Source organism: Shewanella subflava, from assembly GCF_025971955.1.
Classification (GTDB): domain Bacteria; phylum Pseudomonadota; class Gammaproteobacteria; order Enterobacterales; family Shewanellaceae; genus Shewanella; species Shewanella subflava.
The window spans coordinates 534,039-554,406 of the sequence record NZ_JAPDMX010000028.1; the positions used below are offsets into that span (position 1 = coordinate 534,039).

Here is a 20,368-nt window from a genome sequence, read left to right on the forward strand (position 1 = left end):
GGTGATGATGTGAGTGATTTATTAAGCCAAGACGAAATTGATGCGCTTCTTCATGGAGTTGATGATGTTGATGAAGATGACGTAGATATCGGTGGTGATGATGCAAGGTCGTATGACTTTTCATCTCAAGACCGAATTGTTCGTGGCCGCATGCCAACGCTGGAAATTGTCAATGAACGGTTTGCGCGTCATTTGCGGATCAGCATGTTTAATATGATGCGCCGCGCAGCTGAAGTGTCAATTAATGGCGTACAAATGCTGAAGTTTGGCGAGTATGTCCACACTCTGTTTGTGCCTACTAGTTTAAATATGGTGCGTTTTAGTCCATTAAAAGGTACGGCGTTAATCACCATGGAAGCGCGTTTGGTGTTTATTTTAGTGGACAACTTTTTCGGCGGAGATGGTCGTTTTCATGCCAAAATTGAAGGCCGAGAATTTACTCCAACAGAACGCCGAATTGTTCAGTTACTGTTAAAAATTATATTTGAAGATTATAAAGATGCTTGGGCTCCAGTGATGGATGTTGAGTTTGAATATTTAGACTCTGAAGTGAATCCCGCGATGGCTAACATTGTCAGCCCTACGGAAGTAGTGGTGATTAACTCTTTCCATATTGAGGTTGATGGCGGCGGTGGTGATTTCCATATTACCTTGCCGTATTCCATGATTGAACCTATCCGTGAGCTACTGGATGCAGGGGTACAAAGCGATAAACAAGATACCGATATGCGCTGGTCTCAGGCTTTACGCGATGAAATCATGGATGTGCAAGTGGGCTTTGATGCAAATATTATTGAACATGAATTAAAACTTCGCGATGTGATGGATTTTAAAGCGGGTGATATTATTCCCATTGAATTACCTGAATACATTATGATGCGCATTGAAGATCTACCTACATACCGTTGTAAGTTAGGTAAATCACGCGATAATTTGGCATTAAAAATTAGTGAAAAAATTCCACGACCAGAAACGGTTAAGTCAGAATTACAATTGGTAACACGCAAAGGTAAATCGCGTGATATTTCAGATTTATAAGGTGAAGTGATGAGTACTGAAGATACTGGTGATGATTGGGCTGCTGCCATGGCTGAGCAAGCGATTGAAGAGGCTCAGCAAGTTGAACTTGATGAGTTAGTTGATGATTCCAAGCCTCTTTCGAAAGAAGATGCGGCAAAACTAGATTCTATTCTTGATATTCCTGTGACTATTTCAATGGAAGTCGGGCGGAGTTTTATCAGTATTCGTAACTTGTTACAACTAAACCAAGGTTCAGTAGTCGAATTAGACCGCGTCGCAGGTGAACCGCTAGATGTCATGGTCAATGGCACCTTGATTGCCCATGGTGAAGTGGTTGTGGTCAATGATAAGTTTGGTATTCGACTCACTGATGTCATTAGTCAAACAGAGCGGATTAAAAAACTCAAATAAGATCAGTTTATTACTTTATTGATCTCTATGTAATGACCACCACTTTAGTGTTTTGGATTAATCTTGTTGCTGAAACATTTTAGTGGTGTCTGATCCAAGGATTCATTGTGTCATATCTTACTGTGCTTTTATCTAATGCAGCTGTAGCGATTGAAGATACAACAACTTCACAAATTGTCTCGTCTAGCAATAATACAAGTTATGTCTCTACCCTAGCGAACATGTTAGGTGGATTAATCGTCGTTATCGCGTTAATCTTTTTACTTGCCTATATTGTGAAAAGACTTAATCTTGTTCCGAGTCAAAATGCACTAATCAAAACGATTGCAATGACGCAAGTTGGACAAAAAGAAAAGCTGATGGTCATTGAAATTAATCAACAACAATACCTCTTAGGCGTGACGCCACATCAAATAAACCTCCTCGATAAATTAACTCAACCGATTGAAGCGTCAAACCACTCATTTGCAAAAAATTTACAACAAGCTAAGGAAAGTCATCATGAGTAAAGGGTTGTTAGTGCTATTTTGGGTTTGTATTGCCACGGCCTCTATTTGGTCTGCTAGCGCGGTTGCTCAAGATGGGATTTTACCCGCGTTAACGGTCACAACAGGTGCAGATGGGGCGACCGAATACTCAGTGACAATGCAAATTTTGCTGTTAATGACAGCGATGAGCTTTATTCCTGCAATGGTTATTATGCTGACGTCTTTTACCCGTATCATTGTAGTGTTGTCTATTCTTCGTCAGGCATTGGGGTTACAACAAACACCATCCAATCAGGTATTGATTGGCATAAGTATGTTCATGACTTTTTTTATTATGGCGCCGGTGTTCGATAAAATTTATGCTGAAGCGGTTGAACCTTACATGAACGAGTCGATGACGTTAAATCAAGCCTATGATGTCGGTAAAGAGCCGATAAAAGCGTTTATGTTATCTCAGGTTAGGACCACGGATTTAAAAACCTTCATTGAAATATCGGGTTATAAAGACATTAAATCTCCTGAAGAAGCGCCAATGAGCGTCATTATTCCCGCGTTCATTACCAGTGAGTTAAAAACCGCATTTCAAATAGGCTTTATGTTATTCGTGCCATTTTTGGTATTAGATTTAGTGGTGGCGAGTATTTTGATGGCAATGGGGATGATGATGTTATCTCCAATGATTGTGTCATTACCCTTTAAGATAATGCTGTTTGTATTGGTTGATGGCTGGAGTTTAGTCATGGGAACCTTAGCCAACAGCTTTGGGATATAGGAGAAAATATGTCTCCTGAATCCTTAATTGATATTTTTCGTGAAGCCCTGTCGATTATTGTATTGATAGTGTCAGCTATCATTTTACCCGGCTTAGCAATTGGTCTGGTGGTTGCCGTGTTCCAAGCCGCAACATCAATTAACGAGCAGACCTTAAGTTTTTTACCTCGACTGTTAGTCACCTTGTTTGCGCTAATGTTTTTAGGACATTGGTTAGTACAAACTATGGTTGATTTTTTTATCGAAATGGTAAATTTAATTCCTGTTGTGATAGGGTAATCTGATGGACATTTTGTTTGATGAAATCAGTCAAACAATCGCCATGTACCTTTGGCCGCTTTTTCGTATTTCTGCCATGTTAATGACCATGACAGTGTTTGGTGCCAATACCACTCCTGCCCGTGTAAGGTTAATGCTTTCAGTGGCGTTTACTTTTGCTATTGTGCCCGTGCTTCCTCCCGTTGAAAATGTTGAGTTGTTTGCCCTTAGTTCAGTGTTTATTACCTTGCAACAAATTTTAATTGGCACTGCAATGGGGTTTGTGAGTCTGATGATGATGCAAACCTTTGTATTAACAGGTCAAGTTATTGGTATGCAAACCAGCTTGGGTTTTGCCTCTATGGTCGATCCTGGTTCGGGTGAACAAACACCCGTAGTCAGTAATACATTCTTATTATTGGCGACATTGATTTTTTTAGCGGTAGATGGTCATTTATTAATGTTTCGTATGGTCGTTGCCAGTTTTGAGACTATTCCAGTGTCAAATCAGGGGATTAATATATCCACTTATAGAAGTTTGGCCGAATGGGGTGGTTATATGTTTGGCGCTGCGCTCACCATGTCTATTTCCGCCATTGTTGCTTTATTATTGATTAACTTATCATTTGGCGTGATGACGCGAGCCTCTCCCCAATTAAATATTTTCTCAATTGGTTTTCCGGTAACTATGGTCAGCGGCTTGTTAATTCTTTGGTTAACATTAGGTCCGATCATGGCTCACTTTGATGAAGTCTGGCTGGCTGCACAGTTGTTGATGTGTGATATTTTACAATTGCAATGTCAAATTGATGGCAATGTGACTTTTTGAGGATGCTGTAAATGTCAGAGGCTGATAGCGGTCAAGAACGCACAGAGGAACCCACTAGTAAGCGCCTTGAACAGGCGCGTGAAAAAGGCCAGGTTGCTCGCTCTAAAGAGTTAGGAACCGCTGCAGTTTTGTTGGCGGCTTCAGTGGGCTTTGCTATGACAGGGCCAGCTATCGCCAGCAGTTTATATACGGTCATGAAACAAATTTTTACTATGGAGCGGGATCAAATATTCGATACTAACTCCATGTTTCGCGTATGGGGCGTTGTCGGTAATGAGCTTGGGTGGCCATTGTTAAGCTTTATTCTCCTGTTAGCTTTTGTGTCATTTTTAGGGAATATTGTTCTAGGTGGGATGTCATTTTCAGTCAAAGCTTTTATGCCTAAAGGTAGTAAAATGAACCCGATGAGTGGTTTTAAACGTATGTTTGGAACCCAAGCTTTAGTCGAATTAACTAAAGGTATTGCCAAATTCTCTGTTGTCGCATTGGCAGCTTATTTACTACTAGATATCTATTTTTACGATATCTTAACCCTTTCCAGCGATCATCTTCCGGGGAATGTTTACCATGCATTAGACTTGCTAGTCTGGATGTTTATCTTACTGTGCTCTTCAATGCTATTAATTGTTGTGATTGATGTGCCTTTCCAAATTTGGAATCATAACAAACAACTTAAAATGACCAAGCAAGAAATTAAAGATGAATATAAAGATTCAGAAGGTCAGCCTGAAATTAAAGGGCGCGTAAGGCAAATGCAGCGTGAAATTGCACAAAGACGTATGATGGCCGAAGTCCCGAATGCCGATGTGATTGTGGTAAACCCTGAACATTATGCCGTAGCAGTTAAATACGATGTTAGCCGTTCATCAGCGCCATTTTTAATTGCTAAAGGTGTTGATGATGTTGCGTTTAAAATTCGTGAAATCGCCCGTGAACATAATGTTGCCATTGTTTCAGCTCCGCCATTAGCGCGAGCGATATATCACACAACTAAAGTCGATCAACAAGTGCCTGAGGGCTTATTTACTGCCGTGGCGCAAGTGTTAGCTTATGTATTCCAATTAAAACAATATCAAAAAGGCAAAGGGCGTCGCCCAACGCCAGTGCCGCTAAAACAACCGATCCCAGATGATTTAAAATACTGATCCTTGCCGATATGTTGCGGATTGGCTTAGTTCTTGCTTTTACTGTTTGAACGTGTCAAAAACTCATCGGTAAAAGGCCTTCGTTAATGGATGCAAAAGCAGCTTTAGGGCAATTCAAACAAATTAGACTATCCACTTTTAAAGGCATAGGTACGCCGATACTAGTGCTGGCCGCACTGGGTATGGTCGTTCTACCTATCCCTCCATTTTTATTAGATATTCTGTTTTCATTCAATATTGCACTTGCGCTAGTGGTGCTTTTAGTGGCGATTTATACCGATAGACCACTCGATTTTGCTGCATTTCCCACCGTGTTACTGGTTGCTACCTTATTAAGGTTAGCGTTGAACGTTGCCTCAACCCGGGTTGTATTACTTGAAGGCCATAATGGCGCAGACGCTGCCGGTAAAGTGATTGAGGCATTTGGTTCAGTGGTAATTGGTGGCAACTATGCTGTTGGTTTAGTTGTGTTTTTAATTCTAATTATTATTAACTTTGCCGTAGTGACTAAAGGTGCAGGGCGTATTTCTGAAGTCAGTGCGCGTTTCACGTTAGATGCAATGCCAGGTAAGCAAATGGCGATTGATGCCGATTTGAATGCTGGCATTTTAAATCAAGAGCAAGCGAGAATTCGCCGCGAAGAAGTGACACGTGAAGCTGACTTCTACGGTGCGATGGACGGTGCGTCAAAATTCGTAAAAGGTGATGCAATCGCAGGTATTATGATCTTAGTTATCAACATACTAGGCGGATTTATGATTGGTATGGTTCAACATGGGCTTGATTTTTCAAGTGCGGTTGAAATTTATACCTTATTGACCATAGGTGATGGTCTGGTGGCGCAAATACCAGGTCTATTACTGTCAATTGCCGCAGCCTTAATGGTCACGCGTCAAAATGAATCTGGTGATATGGGCCAGATGATGATGAGCCAAATGTTTGACAATCCAAAGTCATTATCTATTGCAGCAGGTTTGTTATTTGTGATGGGGATTGTTCCTGGTATGCCCCATGTTGCTTTTTTAAGTTTTGCTGCAATTACCGCTGGTGCAGCCTATTTTGTTCACAAACGTATAAAAGATAAAAAAGCTCAGGCATTAGAGTTAGTCAAGAAAGGTCCGGTTGATGTTAAAGATAAAGAACCTAAAGAACTGAGTTGGGATGATGTTCGTCATGTTGATACTATCGGCTTAGAGGTTGGATATAGACTGATCCCCTTAGTTGATAAAGGCCAGGGTGGAGAATTATTAAGCCGAATTAAAGGGGTACGTAAAAAATTATCACAAGAACTGGGTTTTTTAGTGCCTGCTGTACACATTCGTGACAATCTCGACCTTTCACCTAATTCATATCGTATTCAGTTAATGGGGGTTGTGGTCGGCGAAGCCGAAGTGAGACACGACTGCGAACTTGCCATTAATCCCGGACAGGTTTACGGAAAATTAGACGGCATTGAAACCACGGATCCCGCATTTGGCTTAGAAGCGGTTTGGATTGCTCCAGAGCAGCGCGAACATGCACAAACGCTAGGTTATACCGTGGTAGATACCGCAACCGTGGTCGCAACACATATCAGTCAGCTTTTGAGTAACAATGCTGCCAAGCTATTAGGATATGAAGAAGTTCAGCAATTAATGGATATGTTAGCCAAACAATCCCCTAAACTAGTCGACGGCTTTATTCCTGATATTATGTCGCTAGGTAATGTGGTCAAGGTAATGCAAAATCTATTGAATGAAGGGGTGTCGGTACGGGATTTACGCACCATTGTGCAAACATTATTAGAATACGGCACAAAGAGCAATGATACCGAGGTTCTTACTGCTGCTGTGCGTATCGCGTTAAAACGTATGATAGTGCAAGAAATATCAGGCCCAGAATTAGAAATTCCAGTCATTACTTTGGCACCAGAGTTGGAACAGATGTTGCATAAGTCTATGCAGGCGACAGGCGGTGACGGTCCAAATATTGAACCAGGCCTAGCAGAACGTATGCAGCAGTCATTATTAGATGCTTCACAGAAGCAAGAAATGGTGGGGCAACCAGCCATTTTATTGACATCAGGTATGCTACGTTCAACCCTGTCAAGATTTGTTAAATACACTATTCCAAATTTAAGGGTGATTTCATACCAAGAAATCCCAGATGAGAAGCAGATACGCATTGTTTCAGCCGTCGGCCAATAGTGATAACGTCAGATAAAAGAGGTGCGTAGTGAAAATTAAACGATTTTTTGCCAAAGATATGCGTGCAGCATTAGCGCAAGTGAAAGAAACCCTTGGCTCTGACGCTGTTATTATGTCTAATAAAAAAGTAGCTGGCGGAATTGAGATTGTTGCTGCCGTTGATTACGATGAACCTAAAGCGAATGTTGCCATGAAAGCGCCATCATCTGGTTATATGGATTTAAGTGAAGACAAAGTGTCTCTGGCAACCAAGCCTGCAATAAAAGCACAAACTAAAATCAGTCCTCCTCCAGTGGCAGATTCTTTACAAGCGTTATTAGAAAAGCAGCAAAGTCGTTTGAACCAACAAGCGCCTTCGCAACAGATTGACCCCGAATTACCAGAATGGGCACGTCAGTTACAGGGCGCAACGGCCGCATCAAAGCCTTCTAAGCCTCAATACCAGCAAGCTCAACTTGATAAGCCAGTTAAAAATAATAAAGTGAATTCAGCGGAGGTTGATGCGCTTCGTGAAGAAATGGCTTCATTACGTAACTTGCTGACTCATCAAGTATCTTCATTAATGAGTGATCAAAAAAAGCGTAAAGATCCTGTCGGTGCTATGCTTGAAAGTAAATTACTTGCTGCTGAATTTTCGCCACCCGTGGCGGCAAGACTTTCATCACTCAGTCAGCACTATAATCCTGCTGAGTTAGTGAGATCATTACCGCAAAGTTTAGCTAATTTATTAGATAATCAAGGTGATGATATTGTCAAACGTGGTGGCGTTGTTGCTTTTGTTGGACCTACGGGTGTTGGTAAAACAACATCATTAGCTAAAATTGCAGCCCGTTTTGCTGCGCACCATGGTGCAGATCAAGTTGCATTGATTACAACTGACCATTATCGTATTGGAGCCTATGAGCAATTAGCAACTTATGGCAAAATAATGGGATGTCCAGTAAAGCAAGCACATGATCTTGCTGAACTTGAACAAATTTTATATCAATTTAGAAATCGTAAGTTGGTATTGATAGATACCGCAGGTATGGGGCAACGTGACATGCGTCTTTATCAACAACTTGATAATTTGACGGCAAACAGTAGGATCCCAATTCGCAGTTATTTGGTGATGTCAGCCACAGGACAGCGTAGAGTGTTACAAGATGCGGTTAATCACTTTAAACGCATACCTTTAGCCGGTGCGATATTAACTAAATTGGATGAATCGGTATCAATTGCAGGTGCATTGAGCGTTCTTATCCAAAATGAGTTACCATTGAGCTATGTGACTGATGGCCAACGTGTTCCAGAGGACATGAAAGTAGCAGATACCTTAGCATTGGCTAAGCAAGCGTTAGCCGCACTGAACGAAACCGAACAACAAACGTCTCAAGACACAACCGCATGGTCTAATGAAATGGCTTATGCATTCGAGTAAGAATATGACCCGTGATCAAGCAAGTGGTTTACGTATGATGAATCAACCCAATAACGAAAAAGTTAAAGTAATTGCCGTATCCGGTGGTAAAGGTGGGGTGGGAAAAACCAGTGTGTCTATTAACACTGCCGTCGCCTTAGCTGAAAAAGGGAAGCGTGTTTTAGTGCTCGATGCGGATCTTGGTTTGGCTAACGTCGATGTGATGCTTGGCATTCGTGCTGAGAAAAACCTATCGCATGTTTTGTCGGGTGATGCCGAATTAGACGATATTATTGTAAGAGGTCCTAAAGGGATCGGTATTGTGCCAGCAACATCAGGCACTCAAGCAATGGTAGAGTTAACTCAAGCACAGCATGCCGGATTAATTCGCGCATTCAGTGAGATGCGCACGCAATTCGATATTTTAATTGTCGATACTGCAGCGGGCATTTCTGATATGGTACTGAGTTTTTCTAGAGCATCTCAGGACGTATTGATCGTGGTGTGTGATGAACCAACGTCAATTACCGATGCTTATGCGCTGATAAAAATATTAAGTCGTGAACACGGCGTATTCCATTTTAAAATTGTGGCCAATATGGTGCGCAGTTTACGAGAAGGAATGGAATTGTTTGCTAAACTCAGTAAAGTGACAGACAGATTTTTAGATGTTGCCCTAGAGCTTGTTGCCACAGTGCCATTTGATGAGAATCTTCGTAAGTCTGTCCGTAAACAAAAATTGGTTGTTGAGGCTTATCCTAAGTCACCAGCAGCCATAGCATACCAGGGTTTAGCCAACAAAATTATGAGCTGGCCAGTACCACAGCAACCCGGTGGTCATTTAGAGTTTTTTGTTGAACGTTTAGTTCAGCGTAAAGAAAAACAAGAGGATAGAGTGAGTGAATAAAGCCGCTGCGTATACTCAGTTCGATAATAAAACATCCGTTGTTGAACAGTATGCTCCGCTGGTAAAAAGAATTGCACATCACATGTTGGCAAGATTACCTGCTTCTGTTCAGTTAGATGACTTGTTACAGTCTGGTATGATTGGCTTACTTGAAGCATCATCAAAATTTGATGGTAGTAAAGGGGCGAAGTTTGAAACCTTTGCTGGGATCAGAATTCGCGGTGCCATGATCGATGAAATTCGCCGTGGGGACTGGGTTCCTCGTTCTGTTCATCGAAATAATCGCCGTGTAGCTCAAGTGATTGATGAGTTAGAACAATCACTGGGGCGTGATGCTCGTGACACAGAAATTGCAGAAAAACTTGATATGTCGCTCAATGAGTACCATCATATTTTAAACGATGTTTCTGTTGGGAAAATCATAGGCATAGAAGATTTGGGTGTTTCACAAGATGTGCTTGTTACAGAAGATGAAACACCAGATGAAAATTTTGACGCATTAGCTGAAACGCAATTTAAGTCAGCACTGGTGGAAGCAATTAAAACCTTACCAGAAAGAGATGCATTAGTACTGTCGTTATATTATGACGAAGCGTTAAACTTAAAAGAAATTGGTGCAATTCTTGAAGTAAGCGAATCTAGGGTAAGCCAGATACTAAGTCAGGCTATGCTTAGATTAAAAGGCAAGCTCAAGCATTGGACACAACAACAATAATTATTAATTTGAGCACTAGAGTATCAGCTCACCGGAGGAAACCTTGGACAAGAATATGAAGATTCTCATTGTTGACGATTTTTCAACAATGAGACGTATCATCAAGAACTTGTTGCGAGACTTGGGGTTCAATAATACCCAAGAAGCAGATGACGGCTCAACAGCCCTACCTATGTTACAAAAAGGCGATTTTGATTTCGTCGTAACAGACTGGAACATGCCTGGTATGCAAGGGATTGACTTGCTTAAAGCAATCCGTGCTGACGACTCGCTAAAACATTTACCTGTATTAATGGTAACAGCAGAAGCGAAACGTGAGCAGATTATTGCTGCCGCTCAAGCTGGTGTGAATGGTTATGTGGTAAAACCATTTACGGCAGCGACTCTTAAAGAGAAGTTAGACAAAATCTTCGAACGTCTCGCTTAAGCAAAGGATAAGTTATGCAGCCAACAATATCGGGATTAATTACTCTCGAACAGGCACAGCAACTTGTTGAACTGCTTAAAGCGGGGGAGCAAGACCAAGCTGATGAAGTTGTTAGAGAGCTAGCTACACCATTACAGCGTGAATTATTTGAAGAAGTGGGTAAGTTAACCCGACAACTTCATAATGCTCTTCAAGACTTCCAATTAGATAATCGTTTATCGGAATTAGCCAACACCGAAATTCCAGATGCGAAAGAGCGATTAAACTACGTTATTGATATGACAGAACAAGCTGCAAATAAAACCATGGATGCAGTTGAAGAATGTCTACCTTTGGCCGATACAATAATTAGCAACATACAGTCTGTTACTCCCATGTGGGATAAATTGATGCGTCGTGACATCGAATTGGTTGATTTCAAAACCCTCTGTCATGATGTACAACAATTTATGTTACACAGTGAACATGATTCAAACCGTTTGCGGCAATTACTGAATGAAATATTGATGGCACAAGATTTCCAAGATTTAACTGGACAAATGATCCGTCGAGTCATCGACTTAGTTCGTGAAGTTGAAAATAATCTTGTCTCAATGTTAACTGTATTTGGTGATTACAAACCTCAGTCGGAACCTGTTGAAAAAGATAATAAAATAGAGGCAGAGGGCCCAATTATGCACGCCGAGTTGCGTGATGACGTGGTAGCAGGTCAAGATGAAGTTGATGATTTGCTATCAAGTCTGGGTTTCTAATTAGGAGTCAATTGAATGTCATTTGATGTTGATGAAGAGATACTCCAGGACTTTTTAATAGAAGCAGGCGAGATTTTAGAGCTTCTACAAGAGCAGTTGGTTGCACTTGAAAATAATCCTGACGACAGTGATTTGTTAAACGCAATTTTCCGAGGATTCCACACGGTAAAAGGTGGAGCAGGCTTTTTAAGTTTAACGCCAATGGTAGATGTCTGTCATGAAGCTGAAAATACTTTCGATTTGCTCCGAACGGGCAAGCGTAGTGTTAATTCTGAGTTGATGGATATCATTTTACAAGCCGTTGATGCGATTAACACCATGTTTGCGCAAACACAGCAAGGTGAAAAACAAGACCCTGTAGAGCCTGCATTGCTTGATAAATTAAAGTTATTAAGCTCTGGCGCGCCCTTGCCCTCAGAGCTCAATGGTGGTGCTGAAGAGCTCGTTGAAGAAATCATTGAAGATGTTGTCGAAGAAGTCATTCATCAAGTTGAGTACATTGAAGATGTTGTCAGCGATAGCAGTATCGATGAAATTGACGAATCAGAATTTGAAGCCCTATTAGATGCACTTCATGGCCAAGGTAAAAGTCCAACCACTCAGACTTCATCAAAACCCAATCCTGCGCCAATAAAATCTGAACCCACAGATGTGGGGGCCGATGAAATATCCGATGATGAGTTTGAAGCTTTGCTAGATGAACTTCATGGCTCAGGTAAATTTAAAGGTGAAGCCGCAGCGGTTAAACCGGCTCCAGCAGCAATTGTTGATTCCCCAGCTCAATTAGTTGATTCAGACGACATTACAGATGATGAATTTGAAAAACTACTTGATGAGTTACATGGCAAGGGAGCTGCGCCGACTAAATCTGTAGAGGCCGTTACTCCTCCAGTTGCAACCGTTAAACCTGCAACACCTGCGCAAGCCAAAGTGTCTGCTCCTGCCCCTGTAGTTAAACCTGCAGAGGTCATTGCCAAAGATAAAACGGCAGCAAAAGCGGCATCTTCAGTTCCTCAAGGAGAGACCACGGTTCGCGTAGATACTGCCCGACTTGACCAAATCATGAATATGGTGGGTGAGTTAGTATTAGTGCGAAACCGCCTAGTCAGTCTTGGTATTACCCGAGAAGATGAGGAAATGTCTAAAGCACTGGCAAACTTAGATTTAGTCACGGCGGACCTGCAAGGTGCTGTGATGAAAACCCGTATGCAGCCTATTAAGAAAGTCTTTGGCCGTTTCCCTCGGGTTGTTCGTGATTTAGCTCGCACATTAAATAAAGAAATTGATTTAATCATGATTGGTGAAGAAACCGATCTTGATAAGAACTTAGTTGAGGCACTCGCCGATCCATTAGTCCATTTAGTGCGTAACTCGGTTGATCATGGTATCGAAATGCCAATCACTCGAGAAGCAAATGGTAAATCCCGAACGGGAACCATCACACTTTCGGCTAGCCAAGAAGGTGATCATATCCTGCTTAAAATTGAGGATGATGGTGCCGGTATGGATCCGCAAAAGTTGAAAGAAATTGCGATATCCCGTGGTGTGCTTGACGAAGATGCTGCCGCGAGAATGACAGATACAGAAGCATACAACCTGATTTTTGCTCCTGGGTTTTCAACGAAAGTGGAGATCTCTGATATTTCAGGGCGTGGTGTGGGAATGGACGTGGTGAAAACCCGTATTACCCAATTAAACGGTTCTGTTCACATAGATTCAATGAAGGGGAAAGGCACGGTTTTAGAGATTAAAGTGCCGCTGACATTAGCGATCATGCCCACATTGATGGTGGATGTGTCTAAACAAGTGTTTGCCTTACCTCTTTCTAGTGTGAATGAGATTTTCCATCTTGATTTAACCAAAACAAATATTGTCGATGGACAATTAACTGTGATTGTCCGTAATAAAGCGGTGCCATTATTTTATTTAGAGCATTGGTTACACCGTAATAAAACCAAGTTTAAACATGGTGATAAAAAGCATGGGCATGTCGTTATCGTGCAGTTAGGCACAACTCAAATAGGGTTTGTGGTTGATGCGTTAATCGGACAAGAAGAGGTGGTGATTAAGCCTCTAGGAAGCATGCTTCAAGGAACGCCTGGTATGGCGGGTGCCACCATTACTTCTGATGGTGGTATTGCACTGATCCTCGATGTACCTGGTTTATTAAAACATTACGCCAAAAATAAGAAATAAAAGTTCCATTATTTAAGGAATGAAATGGCTATAAAAGTATTAGTTGTTGACGATTCAAGCTTCTTTCGACGTCGAGTCAGTGAAATTGTTAATCAAGATCCTGAACTCGAAGTGGTTGGGGTTGCAGTCAATGGCGAAGAAGCTGTCAAAATGGCCGCAACATTAAACCCGCAAGTCATTACAATGGATATTGAAATGCCTGTAATGGATGGGATTAGTGCTGTGCGTGCGATTATGGCAAGCAATCCTATCCCTATTTTGATGTTTTCATCATTAACCCATGATGGGGCTAAATCTACATTAGACGCCCTTGAAGCGGGAGCTTTAGATTTTTTACCCAAACGATTTGAAGATATTGCGACCAACAAAGATGAAGCGATCAGTTTATTACAACAACGTATTAAGGCGTTAGGACGTAGAAGAGTTTATCGGCCTATCACCAGAATGACTTCAAGTACGCCGACTGCAACGGCTAGAACACCTTCAGTGGCGGCGTCAAGTTTACGTTCTCAAACTCAGCCATCAAGCTTCACGCGACCTTTGACGTCAAAAACAAGTGTGAGCGAAACTTCGGACAGACAAGTATCAGCATCGGCCAATGTTGTCGTTCAACAATCGTCAGCACCTAGCCGCGCCAGCGGCAAGTCTTATAAGCTATTACTGATTGGAACATCTACTGGTGGTCCTGTCGCATTACAAAAAGTATTAACACAGTTTCCTGATAATTACCCTCATCCCATTTTGCTCATCCAGCATATGCCTGCGGCATTTACGCCGGCTTTTGCTGCTCGCTTAGATAGCTTGTGTAAAATTAGTGTCAAAGAGGCGGTTAACGGCGATGTGTTAAAGCCCGGATGTGCATATTTGGCTCCCGGTGGAATGCAAATGCTCGTTGAAAAATCGGGGATGACAGGTCGTCTTAAAGTGATGGCTGGAAATAGTGATATGAACTACAAGCCAAGTGTTGATATCACTTTTGCTTCAGCATCTAAAGCCTATGGTGGTGATATTTTAGCTGTGGTATTGACCGGCATGGGCGCAGATGGCCGGGAGGGGGCTAGAATGCTCAAAACTGCCGGAGCTAATATCTGGGCTCAGGACGAAGCCAGTTGTGTTGTTTATGGCATGCCTCAAGCTGTGGCTGCTGCAGGAATATCCAGCCATTCCATTAGCTTAGACAATATGGCAGAGGCTATATTAAAAGAAACCGCCCGTGGCTAGCTCCGTTAGTGTTAAATTGAATAAAGGCAGTGTCGGTATAAACTTGATGCTGTTTTTATTGTTATTAGCTGTTGTTGTATTGTCTAGTTTATATCTGGATGTGTTAAAAAAGAATGATTTATTAAAGGCAGACATTAAAAGATTAGAAGCATCACAAGTGCTATTAATGGTCCCAGATGAGCAGGCTGCTGATATTGCTAACTGGCTAACTCAGCATCCGGAGCAAACTCAAACCATTATTGAGTTTGCAGGGCTTGATGCGCACAGTGTCGATAATAAAGTTGACATTGATGAACCCCCTAAAAGTGTTTTGCTTAGCCCACAACCACAACTGGATGATATAGCTGAAAAAAACATACAAGGCACTGCAATTGCGCCTGAAAAATTATCTGAAGATGTGCTAGTGTCTGAAAATGAAGCGGGTGTAAAAGTTATTCGTTTACCCCATGGCGGCATTAGGGTGACGACACGAGAACTACCTCAGAAAAATGAGTCGCAATAAAAATATACTTAATATGACTCTTATCATTGCTGGCCGAGGGATGGATATTTGAAAGTTTGGACTGTAGCAAATCAAAAAGGTGGTGTGGGTAAAACCACAACGGTAGCAAGTTTGGCCGGAGCGTTTGTTAAGCGTGGTCAGCGTGTTTTGATGATAGATACTGATCCGCATGCCTCTCTGGGCTATTATTTAGGCATTGATTCAGAAGAAGTGCCAGGTTCGCTTTACGATGTGTTTGTGAACCACAAATCATTAACCCAAGCATTTATTAAGCAATATATTTTGCCTACTCAAATAGAGGGGCTTGATCTTATTCCTGCAACAATGGCTTTAGCAACGCTAGATCGCGCACTTGGTCATCAAGAAGGTATGGGTTTAGTATTACGCAACTTATTAGCATTATTAGAAGATTGTTACGATGTGGCAATTATCGATTGCCCACCGGTGCTAGGGGTATTAATGGTAAATGCATTAGCGGCTAGTCAGCATATTATTATTCCTGTTCAGACTGAATTTCTAGCGATTAAAGGGCTAGATAGGATGATAAAGACAATGGAGTTGATGGGGCGGTCAAAAAAAACACGTTACAGTTACAGTGTAGTCCCGACTATGTATGATAAACGAACCAAAGCCTCTCCAATCGCGTTAGCTTATATGCAAGAGAAATATAATAAGAATTTATGGCCTGACAATGTGATTCCAGTAGATACAAAATTCAGAGATGCCAGTTTAGCTCACTTACCAGCTTCCCATTATTCGCCATCTAGTCGTGGTGTCAAAGCCTACGGTTTGTTATTAGATTATCTTGAAAAGCAGGAGTTCGCACATGTCAAAATCGGTTGATGAAACTGTTTTTGATTATTTTGCTTTGCTTCTCAAAGAGCCCGGTGAAGGCGCTGCTGAGAAATCTGCGATTGCGCAATCTAATAAGACGCAAGACGCCGTGGCACCTAAATCGGATGCCTTGGCACCATTAGTGACAAAAAAATCTTCTCAAGAAATCCCTTTCAATACTAAACCTGAACCATCGAAAGCGATTGATGATGCCATTAAGTCAATATCTTCTGAAAGCAGCGAAATAAATGAACATTTTTTTGAGGATAAAAATATACCGCCAGTTGGCAATCCAGCTAAATCGATACCAAGCCGTTTGTCTCAACCCGCACAAAAGGTCTTACTTGAGCGAAATTTTGCCGATCCTGTTGAAAATATAGATAAAAAAGCGTTAGAAAAACTGCTTTCTGCGGTGTCAAAAACTGAAAATCAAACGGCAACCGATACGGCTTCTAAACCTACTATGACGGTGGCTGAGATTAAAGCCAGTGCAGACAAAGTCAGGCAAGCTTTAGGGCTAGCAAGCGATACTCGGGTTAATAAAACATCTGTTGCTTCAGCTTTAACGCAAAAAACAGCCATTGCAGATAAAGAAATCAAACCGTTAGTCGATATAAAGTTAACAGAAACAACCCCAAGCCCGATAAATAAGGCTATTATTAATTGTGAGCAACAAGGTGATAATGTTGCTCAACCTCAGTTGGGGGCAACACCGCCAAGTATTACGGAAGATCTTCAACAGGTTCTTGATGACGAGTTTCAAGTATTGTTCTTCAAAGTTGCAGGACTCACACTCGCAGTACCATTGGTAAGTTTAGGTGGCATTGTGAAGGTTGAACGCATAAATCATTTAATTGGGCGACCAAAATGGTTTTTGGGGGTTCAGCCTCACAGAGAAGAAAAAATTAACGTTGTGGATACCTGTGCATGGGTTATGCCAGAAAAGTATTCATCACAGCTGGCAGAGTCTATAGATTATCAATATCTTGTGATGTTGGAAGACAGCCGTTGGGGGCTGGCTTGTGAATCATTAGTCAATGCTGTAAAAATTGATAAATCACACGTCAATTGGCGTGAAAAACCCGGCAAGCGTCCTTGGCTTGCTGGAGTAGTAAAACAACAAATGTGTGGCATATTGCATGTTCAAGCACTAATTGACATGCTTGATGCAGGTTTAGGTTGTCAGGATTCGATTGACCGAGGTTAACTATGAGTGATTCTAGAAATGTAGCAGCTGTTGCTGCAGGTTCAGACGATGCAGTATTACAGTGGGTTACATTTAAATTAGATAATGAAACCTATGGTATTAATGTGATGCAAGTTCAAGAAGTGTTGCGTTACACCGAAATAGCCCCTGTGCCAGGTGCGCCGAATTATGTATTAGGGATTATTAATCTTCGTGGAAATGTGGTTACCGTTATTGATACCCGTTCACGATTTGGACTTCAGTCTGCTGATGTTGATGATTCAACGCGTATTGTTATTATCGAAGCGGAAAAGCAAGTGATTGGTATTTTAGTTGATAGTGTGGCGGAAGTGGTTTATTTACGTTGCTCTGAAATTGATAATGCCCCAAATGTCGGTACCGAAGAAAGTGCCAAATTTATTCAAGGAGTGAGTAATCGTGATAATGAATTATTGATCTTGGTAGATCTTGATAAGTTATTATCCGATGACGAATGGGCTGAATTAAGCGATATTTAACTACATTTTTCAGTGACAAAGCGCCAGCTCATTCAGTTTGCTGGCTTTTTTGTTATTGGCTTTTTTGAGAATGAAATATGGGTAATGAATATTTAATTGCAGCCTTAGCGTATGTTATTGTAAGTGTTGGATTAATGTTCTACTTACAAATGAAATCAAGTAAATTGAAAAGTAGAGTAGAAGCGTTGACTCTGCTTGTTAAGGAGAGCGACCGCCAAAGAGAGGCTGTGAAAAGAGAACTCAATGAACTCCGTAGCGGTACCATAGGAATGGGCCGAAAGCTGCTTGAAATTGAAAAGAAGCTTCATGCCCAATCTGAATTAATTGAAGAAACAAGTCAGCAAGATCCACAAGCTAAATTGTATTCTAGAGCCGTGAAAATGATTGCTTTAGGGGCTGATATTGAAGAGCTAATGCGCGAATGTGAATTACCTAAAGCTGAGGTTGAGCTGTTATTATGTTTACATAAGAAGTAACCATCTCCACTCAACAAAAATGCCATTACAACTGTAATGGCATTTTTATATAGACAGTTTGATTCTGGCCTTGAAAATTATCCCTTAAACTATCGTTAAGTATCAATTGTTAGAGGTCATTGTTAAAACACGATAGCACTTATTTTTATTGACGATTGAGAGCCCTTTTAACGTCTTTTAATCTGATTGAAATTAACGCTGACGACGCATTTTGACCACGAACATGCCATCAGTATTTGCTTGTTGAGGCCATACGGTAAGCATAGTCGTTGATTCTCGCGTAAAAGGATGAGTAAGGTGTTCAAGCTCGAAGTGTGCATTGTTTTTCAAAAAAGCGTTTACAACAGATTGATTTTCAATTTCGCTTAATGAGCAAGTGGCGTAGACTAATTCCCCGCCCACTTTTACCGCCGCAGCACTACGTTGTAAAATATCTAATTGTAGTTCAGGTTTTTCTTCTATCGCACTGACATCATCAATCCAGCGCATATCAGGATTTCTTCTCCAAGTGCCATTACAACTACAAGGTGCATCTACCAAAACACCCTCAAAGGCATTTGCCGTTACTGGCAGTAACTCTGATTTCCAAGCTGCAATACTGATGCGTTTAAAATGCGCTCGTTTGGCGCGTTTTAATAATTCATTCAGTGCATGAGTACGAATATCAGATGCGATAATATTTCCTTTAATCCCCGTCTGCTGCATTAATGATAATAATTGAAGGCTCTTACCACCGGCACCAGAACATGCATCCCACCATTGACTGTTTGCTTGCGGGGCACATATTTGTCCAATAACCTGCGAAGCCAGATCTTGTATTTCTAAATATCCCTCAGTATAAGCCGCCACTTGATTGAGGTTGATACTGTTATGGCCCAGATTAATCGTGTCATCGAAGAACTCAGACCCACATGCCTCAATGTTATCCTGTGATAATTTTTGCAACACGGCCTTTCTTGAAGCTTGCTGTGCTCTGGCCCAAATTGGCGGGCGTGTACTCATTGCCTGTACTAATAACTGCTTTTCGATGTCTGATTCAATAACACAATGTTGCCAAAACCAATCAGGTAGAAGTTGCTCAATGGTTGCCGTAGGAATTTTTGAAAATTGCTGAAAAGTGGCTAGCTTATCGATAACACTTTCTGATAATGGTGTAGGCAGGGTGGGGAGTACATCGCTTTGCTGGCTAAACGCAAGCCAAGCGTCCCGAATATCAACCCATGGATGGTTTTCCAGCTGCGCGGAACTGGCTAGCATACTGAAAAATATGTCTTCCTGTTTATGGCTGCCAAGTTGCTGTATCCAGCCCCACCAACGGAATAAACCAAATAAACTCTCACGGATCACACGGCGATCTTTAGAACCGTGCTTTTTATGTTCCCTAAAGTAGTTGGCGATAACACGATCAGCGGGTTGTTTAGTGGTAAGAACACTGTCAAATAGATTGAAAATCGTGCTGGCATAACTAATGGCACGTTTTTCGGTGCCCGTACTGGCGACTTTGCTGATAGGTAATTGAGAGTCATTCATGAAAATTGATGTCATTACTTGGGATGATTTTAGTGGACAGTTTATCATGCTGGGCATCAATTTGACTATGTTGGCACTACTAGGCGCTGGAGAACTTTGCGTGTTGAATGTAGTGCGGGATACAAATCTGTTAATTGGGGCTGTGGATTTGCACTAAGTTAACTCAGCAGAAAATGAATTCAACCAAGCGTAAAATGTGTTAACCGAACCTTGCAGTACAAATAACCTTGCAAGTTCAACACGCCTTGAAAAGAGGTTTTTGCTTGAGATTTACACTTCAGTTAAAATGCGCTGATGTAAGTTATTCCATTGCTCAGGGAACTTACCTTCGAGCATGTAAACAAACGCTATCAATTCAGCAATTAACAAATACAGTTCTTTGGGCACCTCTTCACCCACTTCCAGCAACTGCAGAAATTCAGCTAAATGTGGGTCTTGATGAATATGCACGCCAGCATCTTTGGCGAGAGAAATAATTTCTTCAGCAAGCAGATCTTTACCTGATGCGGTAACCTTGGGGGCATTTTTACCATCAAAACTCAGTGCCACTGCCTGTTTTATTTTTGTCTTGGGATCATTGTCTTGCATATTTATTTC

Annotated in this window: 23 protein-coding genes; 21 read left to right on the forward strand and 2 right to left on the reverse strand. The window is 41.5% G+C overall.

Annotated features, from left to right (window positions below):
- The first annotated feature begins 9 nt into the window (after positions 1–9).
- The 20 genes from fliM to OHT75_RS14185 all read left to right on the forward strand — a co-directional run bounded on the left by fliM (position 10) and on the right by OHT75_RS14185 (position 18,241).
- Positions 10–1,038, forward strand: coding sequence for a flagellar motor switch protein FliM (gene fliM, locus OHT75_RS14090; protein WP_264727643.1), 1,029 nt, complete (start codon positions 10–12; stop codon positions 1,036–1,038).
- A gap of 9 nt (positions 1,039–1,047) precedes the next feature.
- A complete protein-coding gene (gene fliN / locus OHT75_RS14095; protein ID WP_264727645.1) occupies positions 1,048–1,431 on the forward strand; it encodes a flagellar motor switch protein FliN in 384 nt (127 codons plus the stop codon).
- Between the two features lie 107 nt (positions 1,432–1,538).
- Entirely contained in the window at positions 1,539–1,940 is a 402-nt protein-coding gene (gene fliO, locus OHT75_RS14100) for a flagellar biosynthetic protein FliO (RefSeq protein ID WP_264727646.1), read from the forward strand.
- Positions 1,933–2,691, forward strand: a complete 759-nt coding sequence (gene fliP, locus OHT75_RS14105) for a flagellar type III secretion system pore protein FliP (RefSeq protein WP_264727648.1) — start codon at positions 1,933–1,935, stop codon at positions 2,689–2,691. Before fliO ends, fliP begins: the two co-directional genes overlap by 8 nt.
- Positions 2,692–2,699: 8 nt before the next feature.
- Positions 2,700–2,969, forward strand: a complete 270-nt coding sequence (gene fliQ, locus OHT75_RS14110) for a flagellar biosynthesis protein FliQ (protein WP_264727650.1) — start codon at positions 2,700–2,702, stop codon at positions 2,967–2,969.
- 4 nt (positions 2,970–2,973) lie between these two features.
- Positions 2,974–3,777: a flagellar biosynthetic protein FliR gene (fliR, locus tag OHT75_RS14115; protein WP_264727653.1), complete on the forward strand. Its 804-nt coding sequence runs from the start codon at positions 2,974–2,976 to the stop codon at positions 3,775–3,777.
- 11 nt (positions 3,778–3,788) lie between these two features.
- Positions 3,789–4,922: a flagellar biosynthesis protein FlhB gene (gene flhB / locus OHT75_RS14120; protein ID WP_264727655.1), complete on the forward strand. Its 1,134-nt coding sequence runs from the start codon at positions 3,789–3,791 to the stop codon at positions 4,920–4,922.
- Positions 4,923–5,008: 86 nt separating this feature from the next.
- Positions 5,009–7,108, forward strand: a complete 2,100-nt coding sequence (flhA, locus tag OHT75_RS14125) for a flagellar biosynthesis protein FlhA (protein ID WP_264727657.1) — start codon at positions 5,009–5,011, stop codon at positions 7,106–7,108.
- A 28-nt stretch (positions 7,109–7,136) separates the two neighbouring features.
- The gene (gene flhF / locus OHT75_RS14130) at positions 7,137–8,528 is read left to right on the forward strand and encodes a flagellar biosynthesis protein FlhF (protein ID WP_264727660.1); all 1,392 of its coding nucleotides are present in this window, start codon (positions 7,137–7,139) and stop codon (positions 8,526–8,528) included.
- Between the two features lie 4 nt (positions 8,529–8,532).
- On the forward strand, positions 8,533–9,414 hold the full coding sequence (locus OHT75_RS14135) for a MinD/ParA family protein (RefSeq protein WP_264727791.1): 882 nt from the start codon (positions 8,533–8,535) through the stop codon (positions 9,412–9,414).
- Positions 9,407–10,129 carry an RNA polymerase sigma factor FliA gene (locus OHT75_RS14140; protein ID WP_261298007.1) on the forward strand — a complete coding sequence of 241 codons (723 nt, stop codon included), beginning with the start codon at positions 9,407–9,409 and terminating at the stop codon, positions 10,127–10,129. The genes OHT75_RS14135 and OHT75_RS14140 overlap by 8 nt, the downstream gene beginning before the upstream one ends.
- Before the next feature lie 43 nt (positions 10,130–10,172).
- Positions 10,173–10,556: a chemotaxis response regulator CheY gene (gene cheY, locus OHT75_RS14145; protein ID WP_007649667.1), complete on the forward strand. Its 384-nt coding sequence runs from the start codon at positions 10,173–10,175 to the stop codon at positions 10,554–10,556.
- A 14-nt stretch (positions 10,557–10,570) separates the two neighbouring features.
- Positions 10,571–11,308 carry a protein phosphatase CheZ gene (locus tag OHT75_RS14150; RefSeq protein ID WP_264727682.1) on the forward strand — a complete coding sequence of 246 codons (738 nt, stop codon included), beginning with the start codon at positions 10,571–10,573 and terminating at the stop codon, positions 11,306–11,308.
- 15 nt (positions 11,309–11,323) lie between these two features.
- The gene (locus tag OHT75_RS14155; protein WP_264727684.1) at positions 11,324–13,504 is read left to right on the forward strand and encodes a chemotaxis protein CheA; all 2,181 of its coding nucleotides are present in this window, start codon (positions 11,324–11,326) and stop codon (positions 13,502–13,504) included.
- A 24-nt stretch (positions 13,505–13,528) separates the two neighbouring features.
- On the forward strand, positions 13,529–14,725 hold the full coding sequence (locus OHT75_RS14160) for a protein-glutamate methylesterase/protein-glutamine glutaminase (RefSeq protein ID WP_264727686.1): 1,197 nt from the start codon (positions 13,529–13,531) through the stop codon (positions 14,723–14,725).
- Positions 14,726–14,771: 46 nt separating this feature from the next.
- The gene (locus OHT75_RS14165; protein ID WP_406682030.1) at positions 14,772–15,227 is read left to right on the forward strand and encodes a membrane anchored protein in chemotaxis locus; all 456 of its coding nucleotides are present in this window, start codon (positions 14,772–14,774) and stop codon (positions 15,225–15,227) included.
- Positions 15,228–15,275: 48 nt separating this feature from the next.
- Positions 15,276–16,070, forward strand: a complete 795-nt coding sequence (locus OHT75_RS14170; RefSeq protein WP_264727690.1) for a ParA family protein — start codon at positions 15,276–15,278, stop codon at positions 16,068–16,070.
- Positions 16,054–17,268 (forward strand): chemotaxis protein CheW, encoded by a 1,215-nt coding sequence (locus tag OHT75_RS14175; protein WP_264727692.1) that lies wholly within the window; start codon positions 16,054–16,056, stop codon positions 17,266–17,268. The genes OHT75_RS14170 and OHT75_RS14175 overlap by 17 nt, the downstream gene beginning before the upstream one ends.
- A 2-nt stretch (positions 17,269–17,270) precedes the next feature.
- Positions 17,271–17,765, forward strand: a complete 495-nt coding sequence (locus OHT75_RS14180) for a chemotaxis protein CheW (protein WP_264727694.1) — start codon at positions 17,271–17,273, stop codon at positions 17,763–17,765.
- Positions 17,766–17,842: 77 nt separating this feature from the next.
- Positions 17,843–18,241, forward strand: a complete 399-nt coding sequence (locus OHT75_RS14185; RefSeq protein WP_264727696.1) for a DUF2802 domain-containing protein — start codon at positions 17,843–17,845, stop codon at positions 18,239–18,241.
- A gap of 192 nt (positions 18,242–18,433) precedes the next feature.
- Here the strand turns inward: OHT75_RS14185 and OHT75_RS14190 are convergent, their stop codons facing one another.
- Complete coding sequence (locus OHT75_RS14190) at positions 18,434–19,771, reverse strand: RsmB/NOP family class I SAM-dependent RNA methyltransferase (protein ID WP_264727698.1); 1,338 nt, start codon at positions 19,769–19,771, stop codon at positions 18,434–18,436.
- Between OHT75_RS14190 and OHT75_RS14195 the strand changes: the two genes are divergently transcribed.
- Positions 19,770–19,928 carry a hypothetical protein gene (locus OHT75_RS14195; RefSeq protein ID WP_264727700.1) on the forward strand — a complete coding sequence of 53 codons (159 nt, stop codon included), beginning with the start codon at positions 19,770–19,772 and terminating at the stop codon, positions 19,926–19,928. The two genes, OHT75_RS14190 and OHT75_RS14195, sit on opposite strands and share 2 nt — an antisense overlap.
- A 113-nt stretch (positions 19,929–20,041) precedes the next feature.
- Here the strand turns inward: OHT75_RS14195 and OHT75_RS14200 are convergent, their stop codons facing one another.
- Positions 20,042–20,359 (reverse strand): EscU/YscU/HrcU family type III secretion system export apparatus switch protein, encoded by a 318-nt coding sequence (locus OHT75_RS14200; protein WP_264727702.1) that lies wholly within the window; start codon positions 20,357–20,359, stop codon positions 20,042–20,044.
- Between the last annotated feature and the right edge of the window lie 9 nt (positions 20,360–20,368).